The following is a 20,811-nucleotide window of genomic DNA, read 5'->3' as shown; positions in this document are numbered from 1 at the left end:
GCAGGCCCCGACGCGAAAAAGCCGGCTCGCGCGTGCGGGCCGGCGTCGGAACAGGCGGGCGGTCGAAGAGGCGTCAGCGCCGGCGGAACTGGCCGCCGCGGACCGGCGGGCGCGGGCCGGCCGAGCGCTCGTCCTTGTGGCGGAACACGAGGCGGCCCTTCTCCAGGTCGTAGGGCGACATCTCGACGGTGACGCGGTCTCCGGCCAGGGTCTTGATGCGGTTCTTCTTCATCTTGCCGGCCGTGTAGGCCACGATCTCGTGGCCCTGATCGAGCTGCACGCGGTAACGGGCATCCGGCAGGATCTCGATCACGAGACCGTCGAACTGCATCAATTCTTCTTTCGCCATCCACCATCTCCAGCCGGACCGCCTGCGCGGCAGGCTGCCCGGGACCCAATCTCCAGCCAATGGGCAAACGCCGGGGCGGCAGGTCCGATCCCATCGGATGTGCGAGGCCGTCAAGCGTAGCACGCATGTAGTGTCGGGACGATGCCGACGCAAGCTGGACGGGCGGACGGAGGCGCGCGATCGACAGGAATCGGCGACCGTCCCGTCAAGCCGCCGCCGTTACTGGGTGAGTTCGTTGCCCAGGTAGTCGAGCCGCCCGTCCGGCGTCCGGCGCCAGACCCGGAGGTTGACGTCGCTCGGATTCGGGTCGCCCTTCGCGTCGAACGCGATGTCGCCGACGAGCGTCCGGAACGGGCCGCCCGCGTGGAGCGCCGCCGCGACCCTGCGCCCATCGCCCGACTTCGCCCGAGCGATGCCCTGCGCCAGGATCTCCACGGCCGCGTAGGCCTCGGCCGCGACCGCCTCCGCCTCGGCCGTGCGCGGGCCGGGCTTCCCCCCCTTCTGATCGGGCAGCCGCCGCGGCTCGGGAGCCACCGTCATCAGCGTGCCCTCGGCGCCGGCGCCCGCGCTCTGGCCGAAATCCTTGTCGAGGATGCCGTCGCTCGCGACCACGGGAGCTTCGATCCCCGCCTCGCGCATCTCCCGGATCAGGAGGGCGGCCTCCGGCGCGAGGCCGCCGAAATAGACGGCGTCGACCCGCGCGGCCTTCAGCTTGCCCACGATCTCGGCCGCATCCTTGGCCCCGCGGGCCAGCCCCTCGAACAGCACCTCGCGGGTGCCGCGGGCCCGCAGCTTGCGCCCGACCTCGTCGGCGAGGCCGCGCCCGAAGCTCGTCTTGTCGTGCACGAGGGCGATACGGCCGCCGCCGTAGCGGTCCGCGAGGTAGGCGCCCGCCAGCGCGCCCTGCTGCGCGTCGCTCGGCACCGTGCGGAACAGGTTCCAGAGGCCCCGGCTCGTCAGCGGCGTCCAGGTGGCGCCGGGGCTCACCAGGGCGATGCCGGCCTCCTCGTAGACGGGCGCCGCCTGCGCGGTCACGGCCGAGGTGAGAGGGCCGACCACGAGGCTCACGCCCTCGGCGGCGAATTTCCGCGCGAGCGCCGCGCCCTGCTTGCCGTCCCCCGCATCGTCCCCGACGACGAGGGCGAGCCTGCGCCCGCCGGCGCCGCCGGCCCGGTTGATCTCCGCCACCGCCTGCTCGGCCCCCTGCCGCAGGCCCGCTCCGAAGGCGGCGTCCGGCCCCGTCAGGGGCGCCGACAGGCCGATCCGCACCGGCGGCTCGGCGGCGATGGCGCCCGAGGCGAGGCCGAAGAGGATGAGGAGGCCCGGAAGGCAGGCTGGTTTCCCCGTCATGTCGCGACCCGTCTTCCCGGGGCCGCGCAGCCGCGCCCTGGATCCAGAACCTCAGGGCTCGCCGCGCCCTGCACGGCCCTCCGTGATCGATCCCGGGGTCTCGCCGTCGACCGGTCCCGGGATGTCGCGGCGCCTCCGCAACGAGGCTGCCCGCGACCGTGATAGCGCCGCCCCACGGCGTGCGCAAAGGCACGCGGCGGGGTGGGGCGCCCTGGCCCGGGCCCCGGTGGAATTTACGGGCGCCGGAACGCATCTAGATGACGGGGCCCGCCAGCACGGGCCGGGCCCGGGATCCGATGCCATGATCGCCACCGAGACCGATATTCTCGCGGCCGCCGAGGGCTGGCGGCGCGACGGGCGCGCCGTGGCGCTCGCCACCGTGATCGAGACCTGGGGCTCGGCGCCGCGCCCGGTCGGCAGCCACCTCGTCGTCGACGACGCGGGCAATTTCCTGGGCTCGGTCTCGGGCGGCTGCGTCGAGGGGGCGGTGATCACCGACGCCCTCGAGGTGATCGCGGACGGGCGCCCGCGCGTGATCGCGTTCGGCGTCGCCGACGAGACCGCCTGGCAGGTCGGCCTCTCCTGCGGCGGGCGTATCCGCATCTTCCTCGAGCGGGTCGACTGACCATGCGGACCGAGACCCTCGCCGAGCTCAACGCCGAGCGCGCCGCCCGCCGCGCCGCGATCCTGGTCACCGACGTCGCGGATGGCGGCCAGCGCCTGGTGCGCGAGGCGGCGATGGCGGCCGATCCGCTGGCCGACCTGCTGGCGTCCTACCTCGCCAGGGGGAAGAGCGGCCTCGTGGAGGCGGACGGGCGCCAGCTCTTCCTCACCGTGCAGGTGCCGCCGGTGCGCCTCGTGGTGATCGGGGCCGTCCACATCAGCCAGGCGCTCGCCCCGATGGCGGCCGCCCTCGACCTCGCCGTCACGATCATCGATCCGCGCACCGCCTTCGCGACGCCGGAGCGCTTCCCCGGCGTGCCGCTCGTGGCGCAGTGGCCGGACGTGGCGCTCGCCGGGCCGGTGCCGCCGCTCGACCGCTACTGCGCGGTCGCGGCCCTCACCCACGACCCCAAGATCGACGACCCGGCGCTGATCGCGGCGCTGCGAGCCGGCTGCTTCTACGTCGGGGCGCTGGGCTCGCGGAAGACCCACGCGCGGCGCGTCGAGCGCCTGACGGAAGCGGGCTCCACGGAGGCCGAGATCGGCCGCATCGCCGCGCCGGTCGGCCTCGACATCGGCGCCGTCAGCCCGGCCGAGATCGCGCTCTCGATCCTCGCCGAGATCGTCGCGACGCTGCGCCGGGACCGGATCAGGACCGCGCCGTGAAGTTCGGACCCGTCCCGATCCGCGAGGCCGCCGGGCTGATCGCGGCCCATTCCGTCCGCGCCGGCGCCGTGTCCCTGCGCAAGGGCCAGCCGATCCTGCCCGAGACCGCCGCCGGCCTGCTGGGGGAGGGCGTGCGCGAGCTCGTCGCCGTGACGCTCGAGCCCGGCGATGTCGGCGAGGACGAGGCCGCGGGGCGCCTCGCCGCGCGGCTCGCCGGTCCCGGCCTGAGGAGCGAGCGGCCCTTCACCGGACGCTGCAATCTCTACGCGGCGGAGGCCGGCATCCTGCGGGTCGAGCGGAGGGGCATCGACGCCGTCAATGCCGTCGACGAGGCGATCACGGTCGCGACGCTGCCGCCGTTCAAGCCGGTGGTGGCGGGCGAGATGGTGGCGACGGTCAAGATCATTCCCTACGCGGTGCCGGGCGCGCTGCTCGCCGAGGCGTGCGGGGCCGCCGATCAGGAACAGCTCGGCGTCAGCCCCTATCGCCTGCGCCGGGTCGGCGTCGTCTCGACCCTGCTGCCCGGCCTCAAGGACGCGACGATCGACAAGACCCTGCGCAGCCTCGCGACGCGCCTCGCCCCGACCGGCGCCGCGATCGTGGCGGACAGGCGCGTGCCGCACACGGGCGAGGCCGTCGCGCGGGCCCTCGCCGCGGCGATCGAGGCGGACGGGGCGGACATCGCGGTGATCTTCGGCGCCTCGGCCATCGCCGATCGGCGCGACGTGATCCCGGCGGGGATCGAGGCGGCGGGCGGCCGCGTGGAGCATCTCGGCATGCCAGTCGATCCCGGCAACCTGCTCCTCGTCGGCGCGCGCGGGACGGTGCCGGTGATCGGCGCGCCGGGCTGCGCGCGCTCGCCGAGGGAGAACGGCTTCGACTGGGTGCTGCACCGCCTGCTCGCGGGCCTGCCCGTGACCCGCGCCGACATCGTCGCGCTCGGCGTCGGCGGGCTCCTCATGGAGATCGTCTCGCGGCCCCAGCCGCGGGCCGGCGGCGAGAGCGCGCCGGAGGACGAGGATGCCTGAGGAGCCGCGGACCGGGGTCGTGCTGCTCGCGGCGGGGCGGGGCACCCGCTTCGGGCCCGCGCCGAAGCTCCTGGCCGATCTCGGCGGCAAGCCCCTCGTGCGCCACGCGGCGGAGGCCGCCTGCGCCGCGCGGGTCGGCCCCGTCGTGGCGGTGCTCGGCGCCCATGCGGAGGGGATCCGGGCGGCGCTGGCCGGGCTCGACCTCGCCTGCGTGGAGAACCCCGACTACGGGGCCGGCCTCTCGACCTCCCTGCGGGCCGGGCTCGCCGCCCTGCCGGAGGCGGTCGTCGGCGCCCTCGTGCTCCTCGGCGACATGCCGGGGGTCACGGCCCGTCATCTCGATCGCCTCGCGGAGGCGTTCCGGGCGGCCGACCCGACGCCCGCTGCGGTGGTGCCGGTGCGGGGCGGGCGGCGCGGCAACCCGGTCCTGCTCAACCGGCGCCTCCTCGAAGCCGATCTCGCCTGCCTCGCGGGCGACCGCGGCGCGGGGCCGATCCTCGCGGGCCGCGCCGACGTGCTGGAGATCGCGGGCGACGCCGCCACCGCGCTCGACATCGACACGCCGGCGGCCCTGCGGCGCGCCGATCACCTCTCCCGTGCGGGAGAGGTCGAGTCCGCGGAACGCGGAGCGAGTGAGGCGTGCGGCCCGTCCGGAGGGAACTGATACGGCGTCCGCTCGATCCCTTCGGTGCTGGTGCGGGGTCGCGCCCTCGCCCTCATCCTGAGGTGCCGCAGCGCAGCGGAGGCCTCGAAGGAGGGCTCCCGATGCCGCGCGATCCCTGGAGGCCTCCTTCGAGGCCGCTGACGCGGCGCCTCAGGATGAGGTCGAGGGTGGGATCAGGTCGCGGGTTGAGAGCCCTTGCCCACACCGAAGGGATCACACGGATTCGGTACGATGCCTCACCCCGTCCGCCCCCGCTTCGCCTCCGCCCGGCAGCGGTCGGAGCAGTAGCGGACCTCCTCCCACACCCGCTCCCACTTCTTGCGCCACGCGAAGGGCCTGCCGCACCGGGCGCAGGTCTTCACCGGCAGGTCCGCCTTGCGGCGCATGCGGGCCATTCGCGTCAGGCCCGGCTCAGCGCCCGATCTGGGCGGCCTCGGTCATCGGCACCGGGCTCCAGCGGGTGAGGAGGACGTAGCCGTCGCGTGCGGCCACCGCGACGCTCCGGCGGTAGCGGTGCACCACCGTGCCCGGCGTGTGGCCGTGCGCCTCGCGCCAGCCGTCCGCGGCCGCCACGAAGACGCGGGTGTCGCCGAGCCGCGCGATCGTCTCGATCGCGCCGAAGGCCCGCACGCGGCGGAGCACCGCCTCGACCTCCTGGCGGAAGTCGAGGGTGCGGTCGGCATCGCTCACGCGCGGCCAGTAGGAGCCGTCCCCCTGCGGCTCGGCGCGGCGCCAGCGCTGGGGCAGCTCGCGGGCGATCGGCCCCGCGGCGAGGCGGCGCGCCGCCATCTGGCACTTGGCGAGCAGGCTCTCGTGCGTCTCCTGGGGACTCATGGGGAACAGGTCCTGGGCCAGGATGTCGCCGGTGTCGAAGCCGTCCTCGGCCAGCGTGTGGGCGGTGACGCCCCAGGTCTCGTAGCCTCGCAGGATGGCCTGGAACAGCGGGTAGGGGCCGCGCCCCGTCGGCAGGGGCGAGGGGTGGATGTTGAGCCCGTAGGCCGCGCGCCCGCGCCAGCCCGTCACCAGCCAGGGGTAGCCGGAGACGACGAGCGCCCAGTCCCGGCCGTGGGCCGCGTGGAGTGCATCGAGGTCGGCCTGCCGCATCCGCGAGAGCTGCATCGGCAGGCGGCGCTGGCGGGCCTGCGCCACCACCACGTCGTTGTGGTCGTAGAGCCCGTCGCAGGGCCGCGTGAACAGCTTGATCGGGGTCCAGCCGGACTGGATCAGGGCGTCGAACACGCCGCCGAGGAAGTCGATGCCCGCAAAGGCGAATTTCATGACGCTCCTGACGCCGGGCGGCCGGCCGAGGGCTGCGACGATCGGGACGGGGAGGGTGCCACTGCCCGCGACTCCACGATGGCAGCCCGCGCCTTACCTAATCGACCGATCCTGACGGGAAAGGGCGCGGCGATGCAACGGGTTGTGATCTACGGCGGCACCGGCGGCATCGGGCGCGCGACGGCGCGGGCCTTGCGGGCCCGCGGCTATCCGCTCCATCTCGTCGCCCGCGACGCGGCGCGGCTCGAGGAGGCGGCCGACCATCTCGGCGACACCACGATCACGGCCGGCGACGTCACCGAGCCCGGCTTCCACGACCAGGTCGCCAAGGAGGCGGGGGCCAGCCTCGGCGGCCTCGTCTACGCGGTCGGCACGATCAACCTGCGCCACTTCGCGCGGCTCACCGCCGAGGACATCGAGGCGGATTTCCGCGTCAACGCGCTGGGGGCCTTCCTGGCGCTCCAGGCCGCGGCCCCGGCCCTGAAGGCCGGAGCCGGCGAGGCGGGGGCGGGGGTGGTCCTGTTCTCCACGGTGGCGGTTGCGCAGGGCTTCCCCTCCCACGCCTCGGTCGCCATGGCGAAGGGCGCCGTCGAGGGGCTCGCCCTGTCGCTCGCGGCCGAGCTCGCCCCGCAGGTGCGCGTCAACGTCGTGGCGCCCTCGCTCACCCGCACCCCGCTCGCCGCCGCCATCACGGCCAACGAGACCCTGGCCTCGGGGATCGCCGCGATGCACGCCCTGCAGCGCCTCGGCACGCCCGAGGACGTCGCGGCGCTCGCGAGCTTCCTCGTCTCGGAGGAGGCCGCCTGGATTACCGGCCAGATCATCGGGGCGGATGGCGGCCGCGCGATGCTGCGCACCAAGGGCTGACGGGCATGGGCGCCGCGCGGCGGAGCGCCCCCCGCACCCTGCGGTTCCTGCTCGGCGACCAGCTCCACCGCCGCATCTCGAGTCTGACCGACCTCGACCCCGAGCGCGACGTCGTGCTCATCGTCGAGGTGGAGGCGGAGGCGACCTACGTCCGCCACCACAAGCAGAAGATCGCCTTCCTGTTCGCGGCCATGCGGCACTTCGCGCTCGAATTGGAGCGGGAGGGGGTAAGCGTCGACTACGTGCGCCTCGACGCGCCCGGCAATACCGGCTCCTTCACGGGCGAGCTGGAGCGGGCGCTCGCGCGCCACCGGCCCGACCGGGTCGTCGTCACCGAGCCCGGCGAGTGGCGCGTCCACGAGATGATGCTGGCCTGGCGGGAGGATCTGCCCGTCGCGCTCGAGATCCGCGCCGACAACCGCTTCCTCTGCCCGCTGCCCGACTTCGCCGCCTGGGCGGGCGAGCGGCGGGCGCTGCGCATGGAGACCTTCTACCGCGGCATGCGCCGCCGCACCGGGTTCCTGATGGAGGCCGGCGAGCCGGTCGGCGGCCGCTGGAACTTCGACCACGACAACCGCAGGCGCCTGCCGAAGGGGCATGCCGTGCCGGAGCGCCTCGGCTTCGCGCCGGACGCGGTCACGCGCGAGGTGATCGACCTCGTCGCGCGCCGCTTCCCCGACCATTTCGGCGACCTCGACGGGTTCGCCTGGCCGGTCACCCGCGCGCAGGCACTCGACGCCCTGAAGCACTTCGTCGCGGAGTGCCTGCCGGGATTCGGGGACTACCAGGACGCCATGAAGACGGGCGCGCCCTTCCTCCACCACGCCCTGCTGGCGCCCGCGCTGAACGCGGGGCTCCTCACCGCCGAGGAGGTCTGCCGGGCGGCCGAGCGCGCCTACCGGGAGGGCGCGGCGCCGCTCAACGGCGTCGAGGGCTTCATCCGGCAGATCCTCGGCTGGCGCGAATACGTGCGCGGCCTCTACTGGGCCCGCATGCCCGGCTACGCGCGCACGAACGCGCTCCGGGCCACGCGCGACCTGCCCTGGTTCTACTGGTCGGGCGAGACCGACATGAACTGCCTCGCCCAGTGCATCCGCGACACGCGGACGAACGCCTACGCGCACCACATCCAGCGCCTGATGGTGACGGGCAACTTCGCGCTGATCGCCGGGATCGATCCGGCCCAGGTCGAGGAATGGTACCTCGTCGTCTACGCGGACGCCTACGAGTGGGTCGAGCTGCCCAACGTGCACGGCATGGTGCTGTGGGCCGATGGCGGCGTGATGGGCTCGAAGCCCTACGCGGCGTCGGGCGCCTACATCAACCGCATGTCGGATTACTGCGCCGCCTGCGCCTACGCCGTGACGGCCAAGGCCGGCGCGCGGGCCTGCCCGTTCAACTACCTCTACTGGAACTTCCTCATCGAGAACGAGGCGCGCCTCGCCGGCAACCCCCGCATGGCGATGCCCTACCGCACGCTCGCCCGCATGGGCGAGGCGCGCCGGACCGAGATCCGGGCGGACGCCGCCCGTTTCCTCGACGGCCTCGGCGCGGATCGCCCCGCGACCGGCGGGCAGCTCGGCCTGGACCTTGAAGGCGCGACGCGCCCCTGACACCGTGCAGGCTCGACGGATGCGGGACCGGGCGCGGGTCCCCTCTCCCGTGCGGGAGAGGGACAGGGTGAGGGGTCAGGTCTGTCCGGAGAGGTCGCACCCCTCACCCGGTCCGCGTGCCGCGGACTCGGCCTCTCCCGTACGGGAGAGGCGGGCTGCACCCGATCCGATGACCGTCGAGCCTTGCGTCGACGCCGGCATGAACCGCGAGGCGCGCACCGCGGACGTCACAGCGGCGTCCAGGCCGAGAGCGCGAGGTAGGGGCTCGACGCCCGCCCGCGCGTCTCGAACTGCAGACCGGCGGACGCCCGGAGGTTGAACCGGCCGAGGGCGAAGTCGGTGGCGTGGAGGCCGAGGTTCCATTTCCGGTAGCCGGTCGCGTCCGCGTAGAGGCTGACCTCGGGCCCGAGATAGGCGCCCCAGAGCTCGTACCCGACGGCGAGGCGCGCCCAGGCGTCGCCGCGGGCGGTGCCCAGGATGACGGTGCCGGTCACGAGGGTCTCCGCGCTCGGCCGGGCCCAGACCTCGCCCTGCAGGCGCAGGCCGTAGCGGGCCGAGAACACGTGGAGGGTGCGCGCCTCGAGGAGCCCTTCCCGGGTGAATTCGGGGCCCGCGAAGGCCGCCGCGACGCCCCGGTCGAAGAACCATTGGTAGCCGGCCACCGCCGCGCCCAGCATCGTGTGGCGCGCGAGGCTCGCCACCCGCGCCGTCTCGCCGCAGGTGCAGAGCGCGCGCTCGAAGCGCCGGCCGAGGCCGACGCTCGCGAGGGCGACGAAGCCGGGCCTGTCGAGCCGGTCGAGGGCGAGCTTCGCGCCGGCCGTCGCGAAGCTCGCGGCGCCCGCGTCGAGGCTGCCGAACAGGAGCAGGCCGGCCTCGTTCTCCGCGGCTCGCGCGCCCGCGGCCGCGAGCGTGATCAGGGCGGCCGCGCCGATGCGCGGGCGGGCGCCGGATCGGCAGGACGGGCGGGCGGGCGAAGTCTCCACGAGCAGAGAACCTGATCGGACTAGGCTTAATCTTAGCGTCGGGCAGTCGGGACGCGCGTCAATTTGTCGAGATCAGCCAGCATTTCGAGAGGTTGAGCCGTTTTGTTTATTCATCGACGACTTTGATGCCTTTTATGATCAAGTATATTACTCTAAGTAAATCTGCGATGATCTTAGAAACCTGAACGATGCTCTGGCCTGGTGCCTCGCCGTGCCCTGACCGATCATGTGTCAGGGCGCACGGTGCCCGCCGCCGCGAGCCGGCCGTGCTTGGCGCAGGGCGGCAGATCGGCTAGAGCCCGGCCCGGGACAGCAGCCAGCGGCAAGCCTTGTATTCAAGTGCACGAACTTCCGACGTCCTCACCGTGCTCGCGAGCCAGGAGGGCGACCGGCTGACTGTCGGCGACATCGTCGCGGTTCTGCGCGACCGTGCCTTCGCGCTGCTCGTGGTGCTGCTCGGGCTGCCGAACTGCCTGCCGATGCCGCCGCCGATCCCGCTCATCTGCGGCCTGCTGCTGCTGCTCGTGGCCGTGCAGATCGCGGCCGGCATGTCGGCGCCGTGGCTGCCCCGGACGCTGCTCGGCCGCTCCATCGCCCGGGCCGACGTGGAGCGCGCGGTGAGCCGGGCCGTGCCGGTGCTGCGGCGCCTGGAGCGCTGGTCGCGCCCGCGCATGAGCGTGTTCGAGACGGCGCTCGGCATGCGCGGCATGGGGGTGATCCTGCTCACCCTCGCGATGGCCCTGATCGTGGCCGCGCCCGTGGTCGGCCAGATCCCGCTCGGCCTCGCCGTCTGCCTCGTGGGCCTGGGTCTGGTCGAGCGGGACGGGATCGTCGTGCTCGTCGGTCTCGGGATCGGGGCGCTCGGCGTCGCGCTGAATGCGGGCTTCGTCTACGCGATCGTGGCCGGCATCATGAGCCTGTTCAATCTCTGACCGGCCCTCGCCTCACGCCTCGAGGTGGCGCGGCTTCACGAGCCGGTAGACGAGGCCGCCGCGGGGGCCGAGCAGCATCGAGGCGATGTAGAGCGCGCCCGCCGAGAGCACGACGGCCGGTCCCGTCGGCAGGTCGGCGTGGTAGGACAGGCTGAGGCCCGCGAGGCTCGCCAGGACCGAGACCAGCATCGAGGCCGGGATCAGCCCGCTGAGGTCGCGCGCCCAGAACCGGGCCGTGATGGCGGGCAGGAGCATCAGGCCGACGGCGAGCAGCGTGCCGAGCGCCTGGAAGCCGCCCACGAGGTTCATCACCACGAGGCCGAGGAAGCCGAAATGCACCGGCCCGCCCGCCCGGCTCACCGTGCGCAGGAAGAGCGGGTCGACGCATTCCATCACGAGGGGCCGGTACAGGAGCGCGAGCGCGAACAGCGTCACGGTGGCGATGCCGCCGAGCAGCCACAGGGCGGAATCGTCGAGGGCCAGCACCGTGCCGAACAGGATGTGCAGGAGGTCGATCTGCGAGCCGCGCAGGGACACGAGGAGGACGCCGGCCGCCAGCGAGATCAGGTAGAAGGCGGCGAGGCTCGCATCCTCCCGGATGACCGTCGAGCGGGTGACGAGCCCGGCCGCCAGCGCCACCGCGAGGCCCGCCGCGAGCCCTCCGAGGGTCATGGCCGGCAGCGACAGGCCCGCCACCAGGAAGCCCGCCGCGGCGCCCGGCAGGATGGCGTGGCTCATCGCCTCGCTCATCAGGCTCATCCGCCGCAGCATCAGGAAGACCCCGATGGGCGGGGCCGACAGCGACAGCGCGAGGCAGCCGACCAGCGCCCGGCGCATGAAGCCGAACTCGACGAAGGGGGCGAGGAGGTCGGTCACGCCGCGTCCCCGTGCCGGTGCGCGGACGGCTGCGCGCCGTGGCCGTGGTCATGGTGCGCGTGCGGATGATCGTGTCCGTGCTCGTGCGCGCGGGCAGGCCCCGCATGGTCGCGGGCGCAGATCGCCGCGTTCTCGTCCCAGGCCTCGGAGATCCGGGCCGCGCGGGCGAGGTTGGCGGGGGTCAGCACGGCGGGCGTCGGCCCCCAGGCCACGGGCTCGCGGGCGAGCAGCAGCGTCGTGGGGAAGTGCGCGCGTACCTGCGCGAGGTCGTGCAGCGCCGCCACGATGGTGCGCCCCTCCGCGTGCCAGCCCCGGATCAGGGCGATCAGGTCCGCGGTGGTGCGGGCGTCGACGCCCGTGAAGGGCTCGTCGAGCAGGATGATGCGGGCGTCCTGCAGGATCAGCCGGGCGAACAGGGCGCGCCGGAACTGCCCCCCCGACAGGGTGCCGATCGGCCGGTCCTCGAATCCCGTGAGGCCGACCGTGCCGAGGGCCTTCAGGACCGCGCCGCGGCGGGGCGCGAGGCTGCGCCAGGGGCCGAGCCGGCGCCACAGGCCCATGCTGGCGAGGTCGAGGACGCTCAGCGGGAAGCTGCGGTCGATCTCGTCGGCCTGCGGCAGGTAGGCGATCGGGTCGCGGGCGCCGTCGCGCTCGATCCGGCCGTCGAGGCAGGGGACCTCGCCGACGATCCCCTTGAGGAGCGTCGACTTGCCGGCCCCGTTGGGCCCCACCAGGGCGAGGAGGTCGCCGGCCGGGATGGCGCCGTCGAGGTGGTGCACGGCCGGGTGCCGGTCGTAGCCGAGGGTCAGCCCGCGCAGGGCGATCCCGCCAGCCGTCAGGGGCGCGCGCGTCATGATCCCGTCACCCGGAGGATCGCGAGCCAGAGCAGGGCGGAGAGCGCCCCCGCGCAGGCGCAGCGCAGCCCGAGCCCGGCGCGGAACAGCGAGGCGCGGGGGAGCGAGCCATCTGGCGGGCGGTTGGTCCGGTCGGGTGCGGTCACGTCGGGACTGATTCTGAGGCAGGATCTGGGGGCGGGATCTGGGGCCGGATCTGGAGGGCGCGCCGCCCCTCCGCCGTGGCCGGATCGCGAGAGCGTCGATCGCGCCTCGAGGCCGGACCGATTTGCCCGGACGCTGGCGCCGCCCTATAGTGCCGGCTGATACACTGTAACACCCGCATCTTTCAATCCGGGATCGCGCATTGCGGGGATCGAACATTGCCGAGCCGTAAGCCTCGCGGGGCCGACGCCTCGAGGGATGGAATGCACGAGCACGCGGGCACCCACCTCCACGCGAATGGCTGCGGCGCGGGCGCCGAGGACGTGCTGGCGCGCGCCGAGCGTCTCTGCGGCGAGCGCGACCTGCAATTCACCCGCCTGCGCCGCGAGGTGCTGCGCGCCGTCGCGGCCGCAGGCCGGCCGCTCGGCGCCTACGACATCGCAGAGCGCCTGAGCGGGGAGGGGAGGCGCGTCGCCGCGGTCTCGGTCTACCGCGCCCTCGACTTCCTCACCGAGCACGGCCTCGTCCACCGCATCGCCAGCCGCAACGCCTTCGTCTCCTGCGGGCACCCGCACGGCGAGGGGGCCGGCCTCGTCTTCCTGATCTGCCGCAGCTGCGGCGGCATCGACGAGACGACGGCGCCCGCGGTCGAGGACGAGCTCGGCCGCACGCTCGCCCGGGCCGGATTCCGCCCGGTCAGCCGTATCCTCGAGGTCGAGGGCGAGTGCGGCGCCTGCCTGCGGCGCGGGGCCGCCGGCGAGGGGATCTGAGCCGGGCGCGCGGCCGGGATCAGACCGCGTTCCGGTAGGCACGGGGCGAGATCAGCGTCTGGACGATGATCCGGATGTCGAACCAGATCGACCAGTTGTCGATGTAGTGCAGGTCGTGGGCGACGCGCCGCTGCATGTCGAGGTCGGTGAGCGTCTCGCCGCGCAGGCCGTTCACCTGCGCCCAGCCGGTGATGCCGGGACGCACGTTGTGGCGGCGGGCGTAGAGCGCGATCCGCCGCTCGAAGCTGCGGTCGTGCGCGAGCGCGTGGGGCCGGGGCCCGACCAGCGACATCTCGCCGAGCACCACGTTGATGAGCTGCGGCAGCTCGTCGATGTTCGAGCGGCGCAGCATCGCCCCGACCCGGGTGATGCGCGAATCGTTGCGCGTCGCCTGCCGGAAGGCCGCGTTCTCCTCCACCCGCATGCTGCGGAACTTGAAGACCCCGAAGGGCTGCTGGTTGAAGCCGTAGCGGCGCTGCCGGAAGAAGACCGGGCCGGGGCTGTCGAGCTTGATCAGCAGAGCCACCGCCGCCATCAGGGGCGCGAGCAGAACGAGGGCGGCGAGCGCGACCGTGAGGTCGAAGGCGCGCTTGATCAGCACCTCGCCGAGGTTGAGCGGGCGCCGGCCGATATTGATGCCGGAGAGGCGGCCCACGCGGGCGACCTGCATGTCGGGGAAGCGGTCGAGCACCGAGCCCGGCCGGAGGTGCAGCGCGGCGGGCACCCGCAGGAAGGCGTCGATGCAGCGCTCGACGTCCTCGGTCTCGGCCCAGGGCACCAGGATGAAGACGTCGTCCGGGCGCAGGAAGCGGACCACCGAGACCGCGAGGTCGAGGTCCTCGGCGATCTGCGCCTGGCGGGCGGGCGCGTCCGCCGACGCGTCGACCCGGCGCAGGTAGCTCGTGCCGATCACCCGCAGGCCGAGCGCCTCGGCGTCGTGCGTGGCGTAGAAGCGCGCGATGTCCTCCTCGTAGCCGACGAGATGGATGCGGCTCACCGAGGCCGAGGCCGGGGTGACGCCCCGGCGCACCAGCGCCACCATGGCGGCGCGCACCGCCAGCATGGTGGGCAGGCCGGCCACGAACAGGCCCACGGCGACGACGCGCGAGAAGTCCGTCGTGGTCTTGGTGGCGAAGCCCAGCGCCAGCAGGGCGGCCCAGGCCCCGAGCCAGACGCTGGCGGCGCGGCGCAGGTGGGGCCTTCGCGACAGCGCGTTCTCGATGCTGTACTCCTCGCGCACGAGGTTCGTCAGCACGACCAGCAGGGCGACGAGCCCGGCGATGCGCAGGCTCCGGCTCTCCGCCATCGGCATCGGCGCGCCCGTGAGGGCGGCGTAGTAGGTGACCTCGATCAGGAGGCCGAGGGCGCAGATCGTGACGAGGTCGGCCAGGGCGACGCAGGCCGAGATGCCGAGGCGGAACAGGTCGCGGCTCCGCCGCGGCAGCAGCGCCGCCCAGACGTTCCGGCGCCCCGCGGATCCCGGCAGCTTCTGGTAAGTGTCGGGAAGACGATCGTGAAACATCGGGCGCATGTTCCGTCGTGAACCGGATATTGTCCCAGACTGAAACAATCGCTCGCTCAGCCTCGGCTTTCCAAGACCTTCGAGCAAGCGTCGGGCCCCGGGACCCGTCTCGATCCACAGCGCGCCGCGCGTCCGCTCTCCCGCGCGGGCTCGGCGGCTCGCACGCCGACGCGGGGGCCGGGCCTGAACGCGTTGATCGTCCGGGCGCGGGTCCCCTCTCCCGTGCGGGAGAGGGACAGGGTGAGGGGTGCGACCTCTCCGGATTCGGCGAACCCCTCACCCGGTCCGCTGACGCGGACTCGGCCTCTCCCGCACGGGAGAGGCGGGGTCGCTCGGCCGTCACCGGCTGATTCGCAGGCGGTGCGGCCACTGCACACGCCGCTCGGCGCCAGGCGCGGGCTCAGGCCGCCGCGTCGGCCTCGTCGGCGCCCGCCGCCGGTCGCGCCACGGTCTGGACCGTCTCGAAACCCTCGAATTGCGGATGCCCGAGATAGAGCGGCCTCGTCGACGGAGCCCGGCCGTGGACCTTGCGGAACTGCTCCGAGCGGGTCCAGGCCTCGAAATCGCCCCGCGAGCGCCAGATCGTGTGCGAGGCGTAGAGGACGTGGTCCTCGTGCTCGGGCCCGCGCAGCAGATGGAACTCGACGAATCCTGCCATCTCGCCGAGGTGGCTGTCGCGGCTGAGCCAAACTTGCTCGAAGTCGTCGGTCGCGTCTTTGACCACCTTGAACCGATTCATGGCAATGAACATGAAGCTGTCTCCTGACGTGCCGGTATCGGGACGGATGGCCGGCAGAGTAGTCCAGGATGCGGGGCCGGCGAAACACCGCCCGGCGCCGCGGCCGCCCGGGCAGCCGGGGCTTGCACCCGCGATCACGATCCGATCTCCTGGGCACTCAGCACTTATTGTCCATGGATTCAGTCGGATAGAGCCGCGTCAGGCTTGCATTTGTTAATCGGTTCGTGATCAAGTTGTTGCTGAGGCAACGGTTCAGGGGCCGGCCGCCCGAAGGTCTCGATCACATGCCCGTGATCAATTCTTCGGTTCATCCGTGGGCGACAGTCTGATTTCGCGATCTTCGGAATGCTAGATCAGATGAGGCCGAACGTCCGGGTTTCGGATCATGTCTTCCGGACTGATGCGCGTCCTGCCGATGGTCCGATGGCGGGGTGGGCAAACTTGGAGAAGGACCGCGTTGAATCATGATGCCTAAGCAGACCACCGACGTCGACCGGCTCGTCGGCCTCCGGATCACCGCTTTGCGCAAGGCACGCGGCATGAGCCAGACGGCGCTCGGCACCGCGGTCGGCGTGACCTTCCAGCAGGTCCAGAAGTACGAGAAGGGGCAGAACCGCGTCGGCGCCGGCCGCCTGCGCGAGATCGCGCGCCTGCTCGAAGTGCCCGTGTCGGCCTTCTTCGAGGAAGGCGATTCGAGCTCCAAGGGCCAGGAGGACGTGTTCGGGTTCCTCAGCGCCCACGGCGCCATCGAGCTGCTGCGGGCCTACGTGGCGATCCAGGACGACCAGCTGCGCCGGGACGTGCTCGCCATCGTCCGCACCGCCTCCCGCCTCGGCCAGAGCCCGGTCACGTCCGCCGAGGCGTGAGCCAGCGACGGGCGGCGTCAGCGGCCCGCGATGAGGTGGAAGAAGCTCCCCGTCACCTGCCCCCTCCGGTGCCCGGCAAGCCCCAGTGGCACGCCCTCGGCATCGGTGACCCGGGCGAGCGCCTCCGCGGCCCCGGGCGGGCCGGTCAGCTCGCTGGCGTAGTGGAACTCGTGCCCGACGAGGCGGCCCCCGGCCGGCCCGAGCACGCAATCCGCCGCGAGCGTCGCGACCCGGTATCCGAGATGCAACTTGCGGCTGCGGTATGAGGTCGCCACCGGCAGGAGCCCGGCCATCGCGTGGGTGGTGCCGGCCGCGTCCTCCAGGCTTCGCCCCAGCACCATGTAGCCGCCGCACTCGCCGTGGACCGGCCGGGTCCGCGCGAAGGTGCGCAATCCCTCGAGGAAGCGGCGCGCACCCGCGATCGTGCCGGCATGGAGCTCCGGGTAGCCGCCGGGCAGCCAGCAGGCGTCGCAATCCTGCGGCGGCGGCGCGTCGGCGAGCGGCGAGAACGGCACGATCTCGGCGCCCGCCGCCCGCCAGCCCGCCGCCATGTGGGGATAGAGGAACGAGAAGGCCGCGTCGCTCGCCACCGCGATCCGCTGGCCCGGCGGGCGGGGCAGGGGGCCCGCGCCCGCCGCCGGCCCGTCGCCGCCCGCATGGGCCAGGATGGCGTCGAGGTCGAGCCCGGATTCGGCGAGATCGGCGAGCCGGTCGAGGCGCGCGGCGAGATCCGCGGTCTCCCGCGCCTGGACGAGGCCGAGATGGCGCTCGGGCAGGACGAGGCTCGCGTCCCGCATCAGGGCGCCGAGCACCGGGATCCCGACGCGCGCGAGGCCGGCCTCGACGAGGCGGCGGTGGCGGGCGCTCGCGACCTTGTTGAGCACGATTCCGGCGAGGCGGATGCGGGGGTCGAAGCGCGCGCAGCCGAGGGCCATCGCGGCGGCCGACTGCGCCGCCCCCGACACGTCGAGCACGAGGAGGACGGGCCAGCCGTAGCGGGCCGCGATGTCCGCGTTCGCGCCCGTGCGGCCCTCGCCCGCCACGATCCCGTCGAAAAGCCCCATCGAGCCCTCGGCCACGACGAGGTCGGCTCCCCGCACGGCGAGCCCCGCCACCGCGTCGAGAAGGGGATCGGGCATCGCGAAGCTGTCGAGGTTGACGCTCGGGCGGCCCGTGGCCGCCTGATGGAAGGCGGGGTCGATATAGTCCGGCCCGCACTTGGCGCAGCCGACCGCGAGCCCGCGCCGGCTCAGCGCCCGCATCAGCGCGAGCGTCACCGTGGTCTTGCCCGAGCTCGACCGCGGCGCCGCGACGAGGAGGCCAGGCGGGTTCACGGCGCGCGCCCCGCGCCGGTCGGCCGGAAGCGCCGGTCGTAATCGGCCGCGTAGAGCGCGCTCTCGCGAAAGTCCCCCGGCGCCAGCGCCGGGCCGACGAGGATCAGCGCGGTGCGCTCGAGTCCCGCCTCGGCGACCGCCCGCGCCAGCGTGGCGAGGCGCGCGGTCACGACGCGCTCGTCCGGCCAGGTCGCCCGGAACACGACCGCGACGGGGCAGTCCGGCCCGTAATGGGGCGTCAGCTCCGCCGCGACGCGCTCGGCGACGTGGATCGAGAGATGCACGGCGAGCGTCGCGCCGGTCGCCGCGAAGGCCGCGAGCGTCTCGCGCTCGGGCATGGCGCTGGCCCGCCCCGAGGTGCGGGTGAGCACGACCGACTGGGCGAGCCCCGGCACGGTCAGCTCGCGCCGGAGCAGAGCGGCGGCGGCCGCGAAGGCGGGCACGCCGGGCGTCACCGTGTAGGGGATGCCGAGCGCGTCGAGCCGGCGCGTCTGCTCGGCGAGCGCGCTCCAGACCGAGAGGTCGCCCGAATGCAGCCGGGCGACGTCCTGCCCGCGCGCCTGGGCGGCCTGGCACTCGGCCACGATCGCGTCGAGGTCGAGGGGGGCGGTGTCGACGATGCGGGCGCCCTCGGGGCACCAGCGCAGGATCTCGGGCGCGACGAGGGAGCCGGCGTAGAGGCAGACCGGGCAGGACGCGATCAGGTCGCGCCCCCGCACCGTGATCAGGTCGGCAGCGCCCGGGCCGGCGCCGATGAAGTGGATGGTCATGCTCTCGGTCCAGGGGCCGCGAGGGCGCAGGTGGCGCCCGCGCTGGCGATGCGGGGCAGGATGAGGCGGGCGCCCGCGCCGGCCGCCGCGAGGGCCGCCGCCTCGGCGAGAGAGCCGATTCCGCGCAGGCGCTCGACCCGGGCCGAGCGCGTCGGCACGTCGGCATCTGCGGCGGCGAGCGCCTCGGGAGCAAGCGGCAGGGGAGCGAGCCCGAAGGCGGCGGCGGCCTCACGCAAAGCGGGCTCGTCCGCCCGGTCGGCCGCGGTGGCGAGGGCGGAGAGACCGTCCGCGCGGGCCTCGCGCAGCGCGCGGCGCACCAGCGCGACGATCTCGGCGGCCTCGGTGCCGCGGCGGAAGCCGATTCCCGCCACGGGGCTCGGGACGGGCGCGCTCACGGCTTCGTCCAGACCCATTGCGTCACCGGCATCGCGGCCCGCCAGCCGTGCAGCCCGCCGACCGGGTCTGCGCGGGCGAGCGAGAGGCGGCGCAGCGCGCCGCCCTGGCTCGCGAAGGCCGCGAGCAGCGCCGCCTCGCCCTCGAGCGTCACGGCGTTCGCGACGAGCCGGCCGCCCGGCGGCAGCGCCGCGGCCGCGGCCGCGATCAGCCCCGGCTCCGAGACGCCGCCGCCGACGAAGACCGCGTCCGGCGCGGGCAGGCCCGCGAGCGCCGCGGGGGCGCTGCCCTCCACCACGGCGAGATCCGGCACGCCGAGCGATTCGGCGTTCCGCCGGATGCGCGCGGCACGCTCCGGCCGCGCCTCGATCGCGACCGCCCGCATGGCGGGGTGGCGCAGCATCCACTCGATCGAGACCGAGCCCGCGCCGCCGCCGATGTCCCACAGCCGCTGCCCGAGGCGGGGGGCGAGCGCGGCGAGCGTCACCGCCCGGATCTCGGCCTTGGTGAGCTGCCCGTCATTCTCGAAGAGGGCGTCGTCGAGGCCCGGCGCCAGCGGGACGATGCGGGCGCCCGGATCGGCGCTCACCTCGACGGCCAGCGTGTTGAGGGCCGCGATCCCCGCGAGCGCGAAGCCGGCCGCCTCGGCGCGGCGCACCCGCTCGCGCGGGCCGCCCATCGCCTCGAGCACGGTGAGGCGCGAGCGCCCGAGGCCGCGCGCCGCCATCAGCGACGCCACCGCGCCGGGGGTGGTCTCGTCCCAGGACAGGACGAGCAGGCGCGCGCCCGGCTGCAGGTGGGGCACGATCCGGGCGAGCGCGCGCCCGTGCAGCGTCAGGCAGGCGCACTCGGCGAGCGGCCAGCCGAGGCGGGCGCAGGCGAGGCTGAAGGCGGAGGGCTGCGGGAAGGCCCGGATCTCCTCCGCCGGGACGAGGCGGGCGATCTCGGCCCCGATCCCGTAATGGAACGGGTCGCCGGTGGCGAGGATGCAGGTCGGCTCGCCCCGCCGCGCCAGGATCTCCGGATAGGCCTCGCCGATCGGGCTCGGCCAGGGCCGCGCCTCGGCGGCGAGGGGGGCGACGAGCGCGAGGTGGCGGCGCCCGCCCCAGACCACGCGCGCGGAATCGAGCGCCGCGGAGGCCGCGGGCGAGAGGCCGGCGCGGCCGTCCTCGCCGATCCCCACGATGGCGAGCCAGGGCCTCGACAGGGGTTCAGCGCTCGTGGACAAGGCGGCCATGCGCATCCTGATCCTCGGCGGCACAAGCGAGGCGAGCGCCCTCGCGCGGGGCCTCGCCGGCCGGGCCGGCCTCGACGTCACGCTCTCGCTCGCCGGCCGCACCGCCGCGCCGGGGGCGCAAGCCGTGCGCACCCGCATCGGCGGCTTCGGCGGGGCGCAGGGCCTCGCCGCCCATCTCGGTGCGCAGAAGATCGACCTCCTGATCGACGCGACGCATCCCTTCGCGGCCCGCATCTCCCGCAACGCGGCGCTCGCGAGCGGGCAGGCCCGCGTGCCGATCCTCGCCGTCCGCCGCCCCGCATGGAGCCGCGAGCCCGGGGATGCCTGGACCGAGGTCGATGCCGTCGCCGATTGCCCGGCCGCCCTCGGGCCCGCCCCGCGGCGCGTCTTCCTGACGATCGGCCGCCAGGAGCTCGCCGCCTTCGCGGCCGCTCCCCAGCACGATTACGTGGTGCGCACCATCGAGCCGATCGCCGGCGCGCTCAGCCTGCCGCGCCTCAGCGCGATCGAGGCGCGCGGCCCCTTCGACGCCGCGAGCGAGGCGGCCCTCCTCGCAAGCGCCGGCATCGAGGTGCTCGTCAGCAAGAACTCGGGCGGGCCCGACACCTACGGCAAGATCCAGGCGGCCCGAGGACTCGGGCTGCCCGTCGTGATGGTGCGCCGGCCCGACAAGCCCGCCGTGCCGGAGGTGGCGGATTCGGCGGCGGCGCTGGCATGGGTGCTGGCCCTCCGGACGCGCGAGGCGCCCCCTCTCCCGTGCGGGAGAGGGTCGGGGTGAGGGGGGCGACCTCTCCGGATGCGTCGCACCCCTCATCCGGTCCGCTGACGCGGACTCGACCTCTCCCGCACGGGAGAGGTGGGCTGCACCCGATCCGATAACCGTCGGGCCGTCGGCGGCCGCCGGCGCCGGGGA

At 74.1% G+C, this 20,811-nt stretch carries 24 protein-coding genes; 10 read left to right on the top strand and 14 right to left on the bottom strand.

The annotated features are described in order from the left end of the window. Positions 1 to 73 precede the first annotated feature (73 nt). Both infA and WDW90_RS05530 read right to left on the bottom strand, forming a co-directional pair. Positions 74 to 349, bottom strand: a complete 276-nt coding sequence (infA, locus tag WDW90_RS05535; protein ID WP_336486311.1) for a translation initiation factor IF-1 — start codon at positions 347 to 349, stop codon at positions 74 to 76. Positions 350 to 568: 219 nt separating this feature from the next. Further along, positions 569 to 1,699 (bottom strand): branched-chain amino acid ABC transporter substrate-binding protein, encoded by a 1,131-nt coding sequence (locus WDW90_RS05530; RefSeq protein WP_336486310.1) that lies wholly within the window; start codon positions 1,697 to 1,699, stop codon positions 569 to 571. Positions 1,700 to 2,000: 301 nt separating this feature from the next. On the opposite strand from WDW90_RS05530, the gene WDW90_RS05525 reads away from it, so the two are divergent. The 4 genes from WDW90_RS05525 to WDW90_RS05510 are packed head-to-tail and all read left to right on the top strand — an operon-like array spanning position 2,001 to position 4,720. After that, complete coding sequence (locus WDW90_RS05525; RefSeq protein ID WP_336486309.1) at positions 2,001 to 2,324, top strand: XdhC family protein; 324 nt, start codon at positions 2,001 to 2,003, stop codon at positions 2,322 to 2,324. Positions 2,325 to 2,326: 2 nt separating this feature from the next. Then, complete coding sequence (locus tag WDW90_RS05520) at positions 2,327 to 3,028, top strand: XdhC family protein (RefSeq protein WP_336486308.1); 702 nt, start codon at positions 2,327 to 2,329, stop codon at positions 3,026 to 3,028. After that, positions 3,025 to 4,056 carry a molybdopterin-binding protein gene (locus WDW90_RS05515; protein ID WP_336486307.1) on the top strand — a complete coding sequence of 344 codons (1,032 nt, stop codon included), beginning with the start codon at positions 3,025 to 3,027 and terminating at the stop codon, positions 4,054 to 4,056. The genes WDW90_RS05520 and WDW90_RS05515 overlap by 4 nt, the downstream gene beginning before the upstream one ends. Beyond that, positions 4,049 to 4,720, top strand: coding sequence for a nucleotidyltransferase family protein (locus WDW90_RS05510; protein ID WP_336486306.1), 672 nt, complete (start codon positions 4,049 to 4,051; stop codon positions 4,718 to 4,720). The genes WDW90_RS05515 and WDW90_RS05510 overlap by 8 nt, the downstream gene beginning before the upstream one ends. 236 nt (positions 4,721 to 4,956) lie before the next feature. Here the strand turns inward: WDW90_RS05510 and WDW90_RS05505 are convergent, their stop codons facing one another. Both WDW90_RS05505 and WDW90_RS05500 read right to left on the bottom strand, forming a co-directional pair. Further along, positions 4,957 to 5,115 carry a DUF2256 domain-containing protein gene (locus WDW90_RS05505; RefSeq protein ID WP_336486305.1) on the bottom strand — a complete coding sequence of 53 codons (159 nt, stop codon included), beginning with the start codon at positions 5,113 to 5,115 and terminating at the stop codon, positions 4,957 to 4,959. 16 nt (positions 5,116 to 5,131) lie between these two features. After that, positions 5,132 to 5,998, bottom strand: a complete 867-nt coding sequence (locus WDW90_RS05500; RefSeq protein ID WP_336486304.1) for a methionyl-tRNA formyltransferase — start codon at positions 5,996 to 5,998, stop codon at positions 5,132 to 5,134. A gap of 132 nt (positions 5,999 to 6,130) precedes the next feature. On the opposite strand from WDW90_RS05500, the gene WDW90_RS05495 reads away from it, so the two are divergent. Both WDW90_RS05495 and WDW90_RS05490 read left to right on the top strand, forming a co-directional pair. After that, positions 6,131 to 6,865, top strand: coding sequence for an SDR family NAD(P)-dependent oxidoreductase (locus WDW90_RS05495; protein WP_336486303.1), 735 nt, complete (start codon positions 6,131 to 6,133; stop codon positions 6,863 to 6,865). A gap of 5 nt (positions 6,866 to 6,870) precedes the next feature. Next, positions 6,871 to 8,478 (top strand): cryptochrome/photolyase family protein, encoded by a 1,608-nt coding sequence (locus tag WDW90_RS05490; RefSeq protein WP_336486302.1) that lies wholly within the window; start codon positions 6,871 to 6,873, stop codon positions 8,476 to 8,478. Positions 8,479 to 8,705: 227 nt separating this feature from the next. Here the strand turns inward: WDW90_RS05490 and bcsS are convergent, their stop codons facing one another. Further along, the gene (gene bcsS, locus WDW90_RS05485; protein WP_336486301.1) at positions 8,706 to 9,461 is read right to left on the bottom strand and encodes a cellulose biosynthesis protein BcsS; all 756 of its coding nucleotides are present in this window, start codon (positions 9,459 to 9,461) and stop codon (positions 8,706 to 8,708) included. 365 nt (positions 9,462 to 9,826) lie between these two features. On the opposite strand from bcsS, the gene WDW90_RS05480 reads away from it, so the two are divergent. Beyond that, complete coding sequence (locus WDW90_RS05480) at positions 9,827 to 10,393, top strand: exopolysaccharide biosynthesis protein (RefSeq protein WP_431310984.1); 567 nt, start codon at positions 9,827 to 9,829, stop codon at positions 10,391 to 10,393. 12 nt (positions 10,394 to 10,405) lie between these two features. Here WDW90_RS05480 and WDW90_RS05475 read toward each other — a convergent pair whose 3' ends face one another. Genes WDW90_RS05475 through WDW90_RS05465 form a run of 3 tightly spaced genes read right to left on the bottom strand, consistent with a single transcriptional unit; the run spans position 10,406 to position 12,269 of the window. Then, the gene (locus tag WDW90_RS05475) at positions 10,406 to 11,230 is read right to left on the bottom strand and encodes a metal ABC transporter permease (protein ID WP_336486375.1); all 825 of its coding nucleotides are present in this window, start codon (positions 11,228 to 11,230) and stop codon (positions 10,406 to 10,408) included. Positions 11,231 to 11,265: 35 nt separating this feature from the next. Next, positions 11,266 to 12,123 carry a metal ABC transporter ATP-binding protein gene (locus WDW90_RS05470; RefSeq protein ID WP_336486298.1) on the bottom strand — a complete coding sequence of 286 codons (858 nt, stop codon included), beginning with the start codon at positions 12,121 to 12,123 and terminating at the stop codon, positions 11,266 to 11,268. Next, positions 12,120 to 12,269 (bottom strand): hypothetical protein, encoded by a 150-nt coding sequence (locus tag WDW90_RS05465; protein ID WP_336486297.1) that lies wholly within the window; start codon positions 12,267 to 12,269, stop codon positions 12,120 to 12,122. Before WDW90_RS05465 ends, WDW90_RS05470 begins: the two co-directional genes overlap by 4 nt. 261 nt (positions 12,270 to 12,530) lie before the next feature. On the opposite strand from WDW90_RS05465, the gene WDW90_RS05460 reads away from it, so the two are divergent. Then, positions 12,531 to 13,037: a Fur family transcriptional regulator gene (locus tag WDW90_RS05460; protein WP_336486296.1), complete on the top strand. Its 507-nt coding sequence runs from the start codon at positions 12,531 to 12,533 to the stop codon at positions 13,035 to 13,037. A 19-nt stretch (positions 13,038 to 13,056) separates the two neighbouring features. Here WDW90_RS05460 and WDW90_RS05455 read toward each other — a convergent pair whose 3' ends face one another. Together WDW90_RS05455 and hmuQ are read right to left on the bottom strand one after the other, a co-directional pair. After that, on the bottom strand, positions 13,057 to 14,559 hold the full coding sequence (locus tag WDW90_RS05455) for an undecaprenyl-phosphate glucose phosphotransferase (protein ID WP_336486295.1): 1,503 nt from the start codon (positions 14,557 to 14,559) through the stop codon (positions 13,057 to 13,059). A gap of 400 nt (positions 14,560 to 14,959) precedes the next feature. Then, positions 14,960 to 15,310, bottom strand: a complete 351-nt coding sequence (gene hmuQ, locus WDW90_RS05450; RefSeq protein WP_336486294.1) for a heme-degrading protein HmuQ — start codon at positions 15,308 to 15,310, stop codon at positions 14,960 to 14,962. A gap of 452 nt (positions 15,311 to 15,762) precedes the next feature. On the opposite strand from hmuQ, the gene WDW90_RS05445 reads away from it, so the two are divergent. Beyond that, positions 15,763 to 16,164, top strand: a complete 402-nt coding sequence (locus WDW90_RS05445) for a helix-turn-helix domain-containing protein (protein WP_336486293.1) — start codon at positions 15,763 to 15,765, stop codon at positions 16,162 to 16,164. A gap of 17 nt (positions 16,165 to 16,181) precedes the next feature. On the opposite strand, the gene WDW90_RS05440 is transcribed toward WDW90_RS05445, so the two are convergent. The 4 genes from WDW90_RS05440 to cbiE are packed head-to-tail and all read right to left on the bottom strand — an operon-like array spanning position 16,182 to position 19,898. Then, positions 16,182 to 17,498 (bottom strand): cobyrinic acid a,c-diamide synthase CobB, encoded by a 1,317-nt coding sequence (locus WDW90_RS05440; protein ID WP_336486292.1) that lies wholly within the window; start codon positions 17,496 to 17,498, stop codon positions 16,182 to 16,184. Continuing rightward, on the bottom strand, positions 17,495 to 18,268 hold the full coding sequence (gene cobM, locus WDW90_RS05435) for a precorrin-4 C(11)-methyltransferase (protein WP_336486290.1): 774 nt from the start codon (positions 18,266 to 18,268) through the stop codon (positions 17,495 to 17,497). The genes WDW90_RS05440 and cobM overlap by 4 nt, the downstream gene beginning before the upstream one ends. Further along, positions 18,265 to 18,681 carry a cobalamin biosynthesis protein gene (locus WDW90_RS05430; RefSeq protein ID WP_336486289.1) on the bottom strand — a complete coding sequence of 139 codons (417 nt, stop codon included), beginning with the start codon at positions 18,679 to 18,681 and terminating at the stop codon, positions 18,265 to 18,267. Before WDW90_RS05430 ends, cobM begins: the two co-directional genes overlap by 4 nt. After that, entirely contained in the window at positions 18,660 to 19,898 is a 1,239-nt protein-coding gene (cbiE, locus tag WDW90_RS05425) for a precorrin-6y C5,15-methyltransferase (decarboxylating) subunit CbiE (RefSeq protein ID WP_336486288.1), read from the bottom strand. The genes WDW90_RS05430 and cbiE overlap by 22 nt, the downstream gene beginning before the upstream one ends. Between cbiE and WDW90_RS05420 the strand changes: the two genes are divergently transcribed. Next, positions 19,897 to 20,676 carry a cobalt-precorrin-6A reductase gene (locus tag WDW90_RS05420; RefSeq protein ID WP_336486287.1) on the top strand — a complete coding sequence of 260 codons (780 nt, stop codon included), beginning with the start codon at positions 19,897 to 19,899 and terminating at the stop codon, positions 20,674 to 20,676. The two genes, cbiE and WDW90_RS05420, sit on opposite strands and share 2 nt — an antisense overlap. Positions 20,677 to 20,811: the final 135 nt, after the last annotated feature.

The organism is Methylobacterium nigriterrae, assembly GCF_037106235.1.
GTDB lineage: Bacteria > Pseudomonadota > Alphaproteobacteria > Rhizobiales > Beijerinckiaceae > Methylobacterium > Methylobacterium nigriterrae.
The sequence above is the reverse complement of the archived record's forward strand: the minus strand, read 5'-3'. Positions and strand labels throughout refer to the sequence as shown.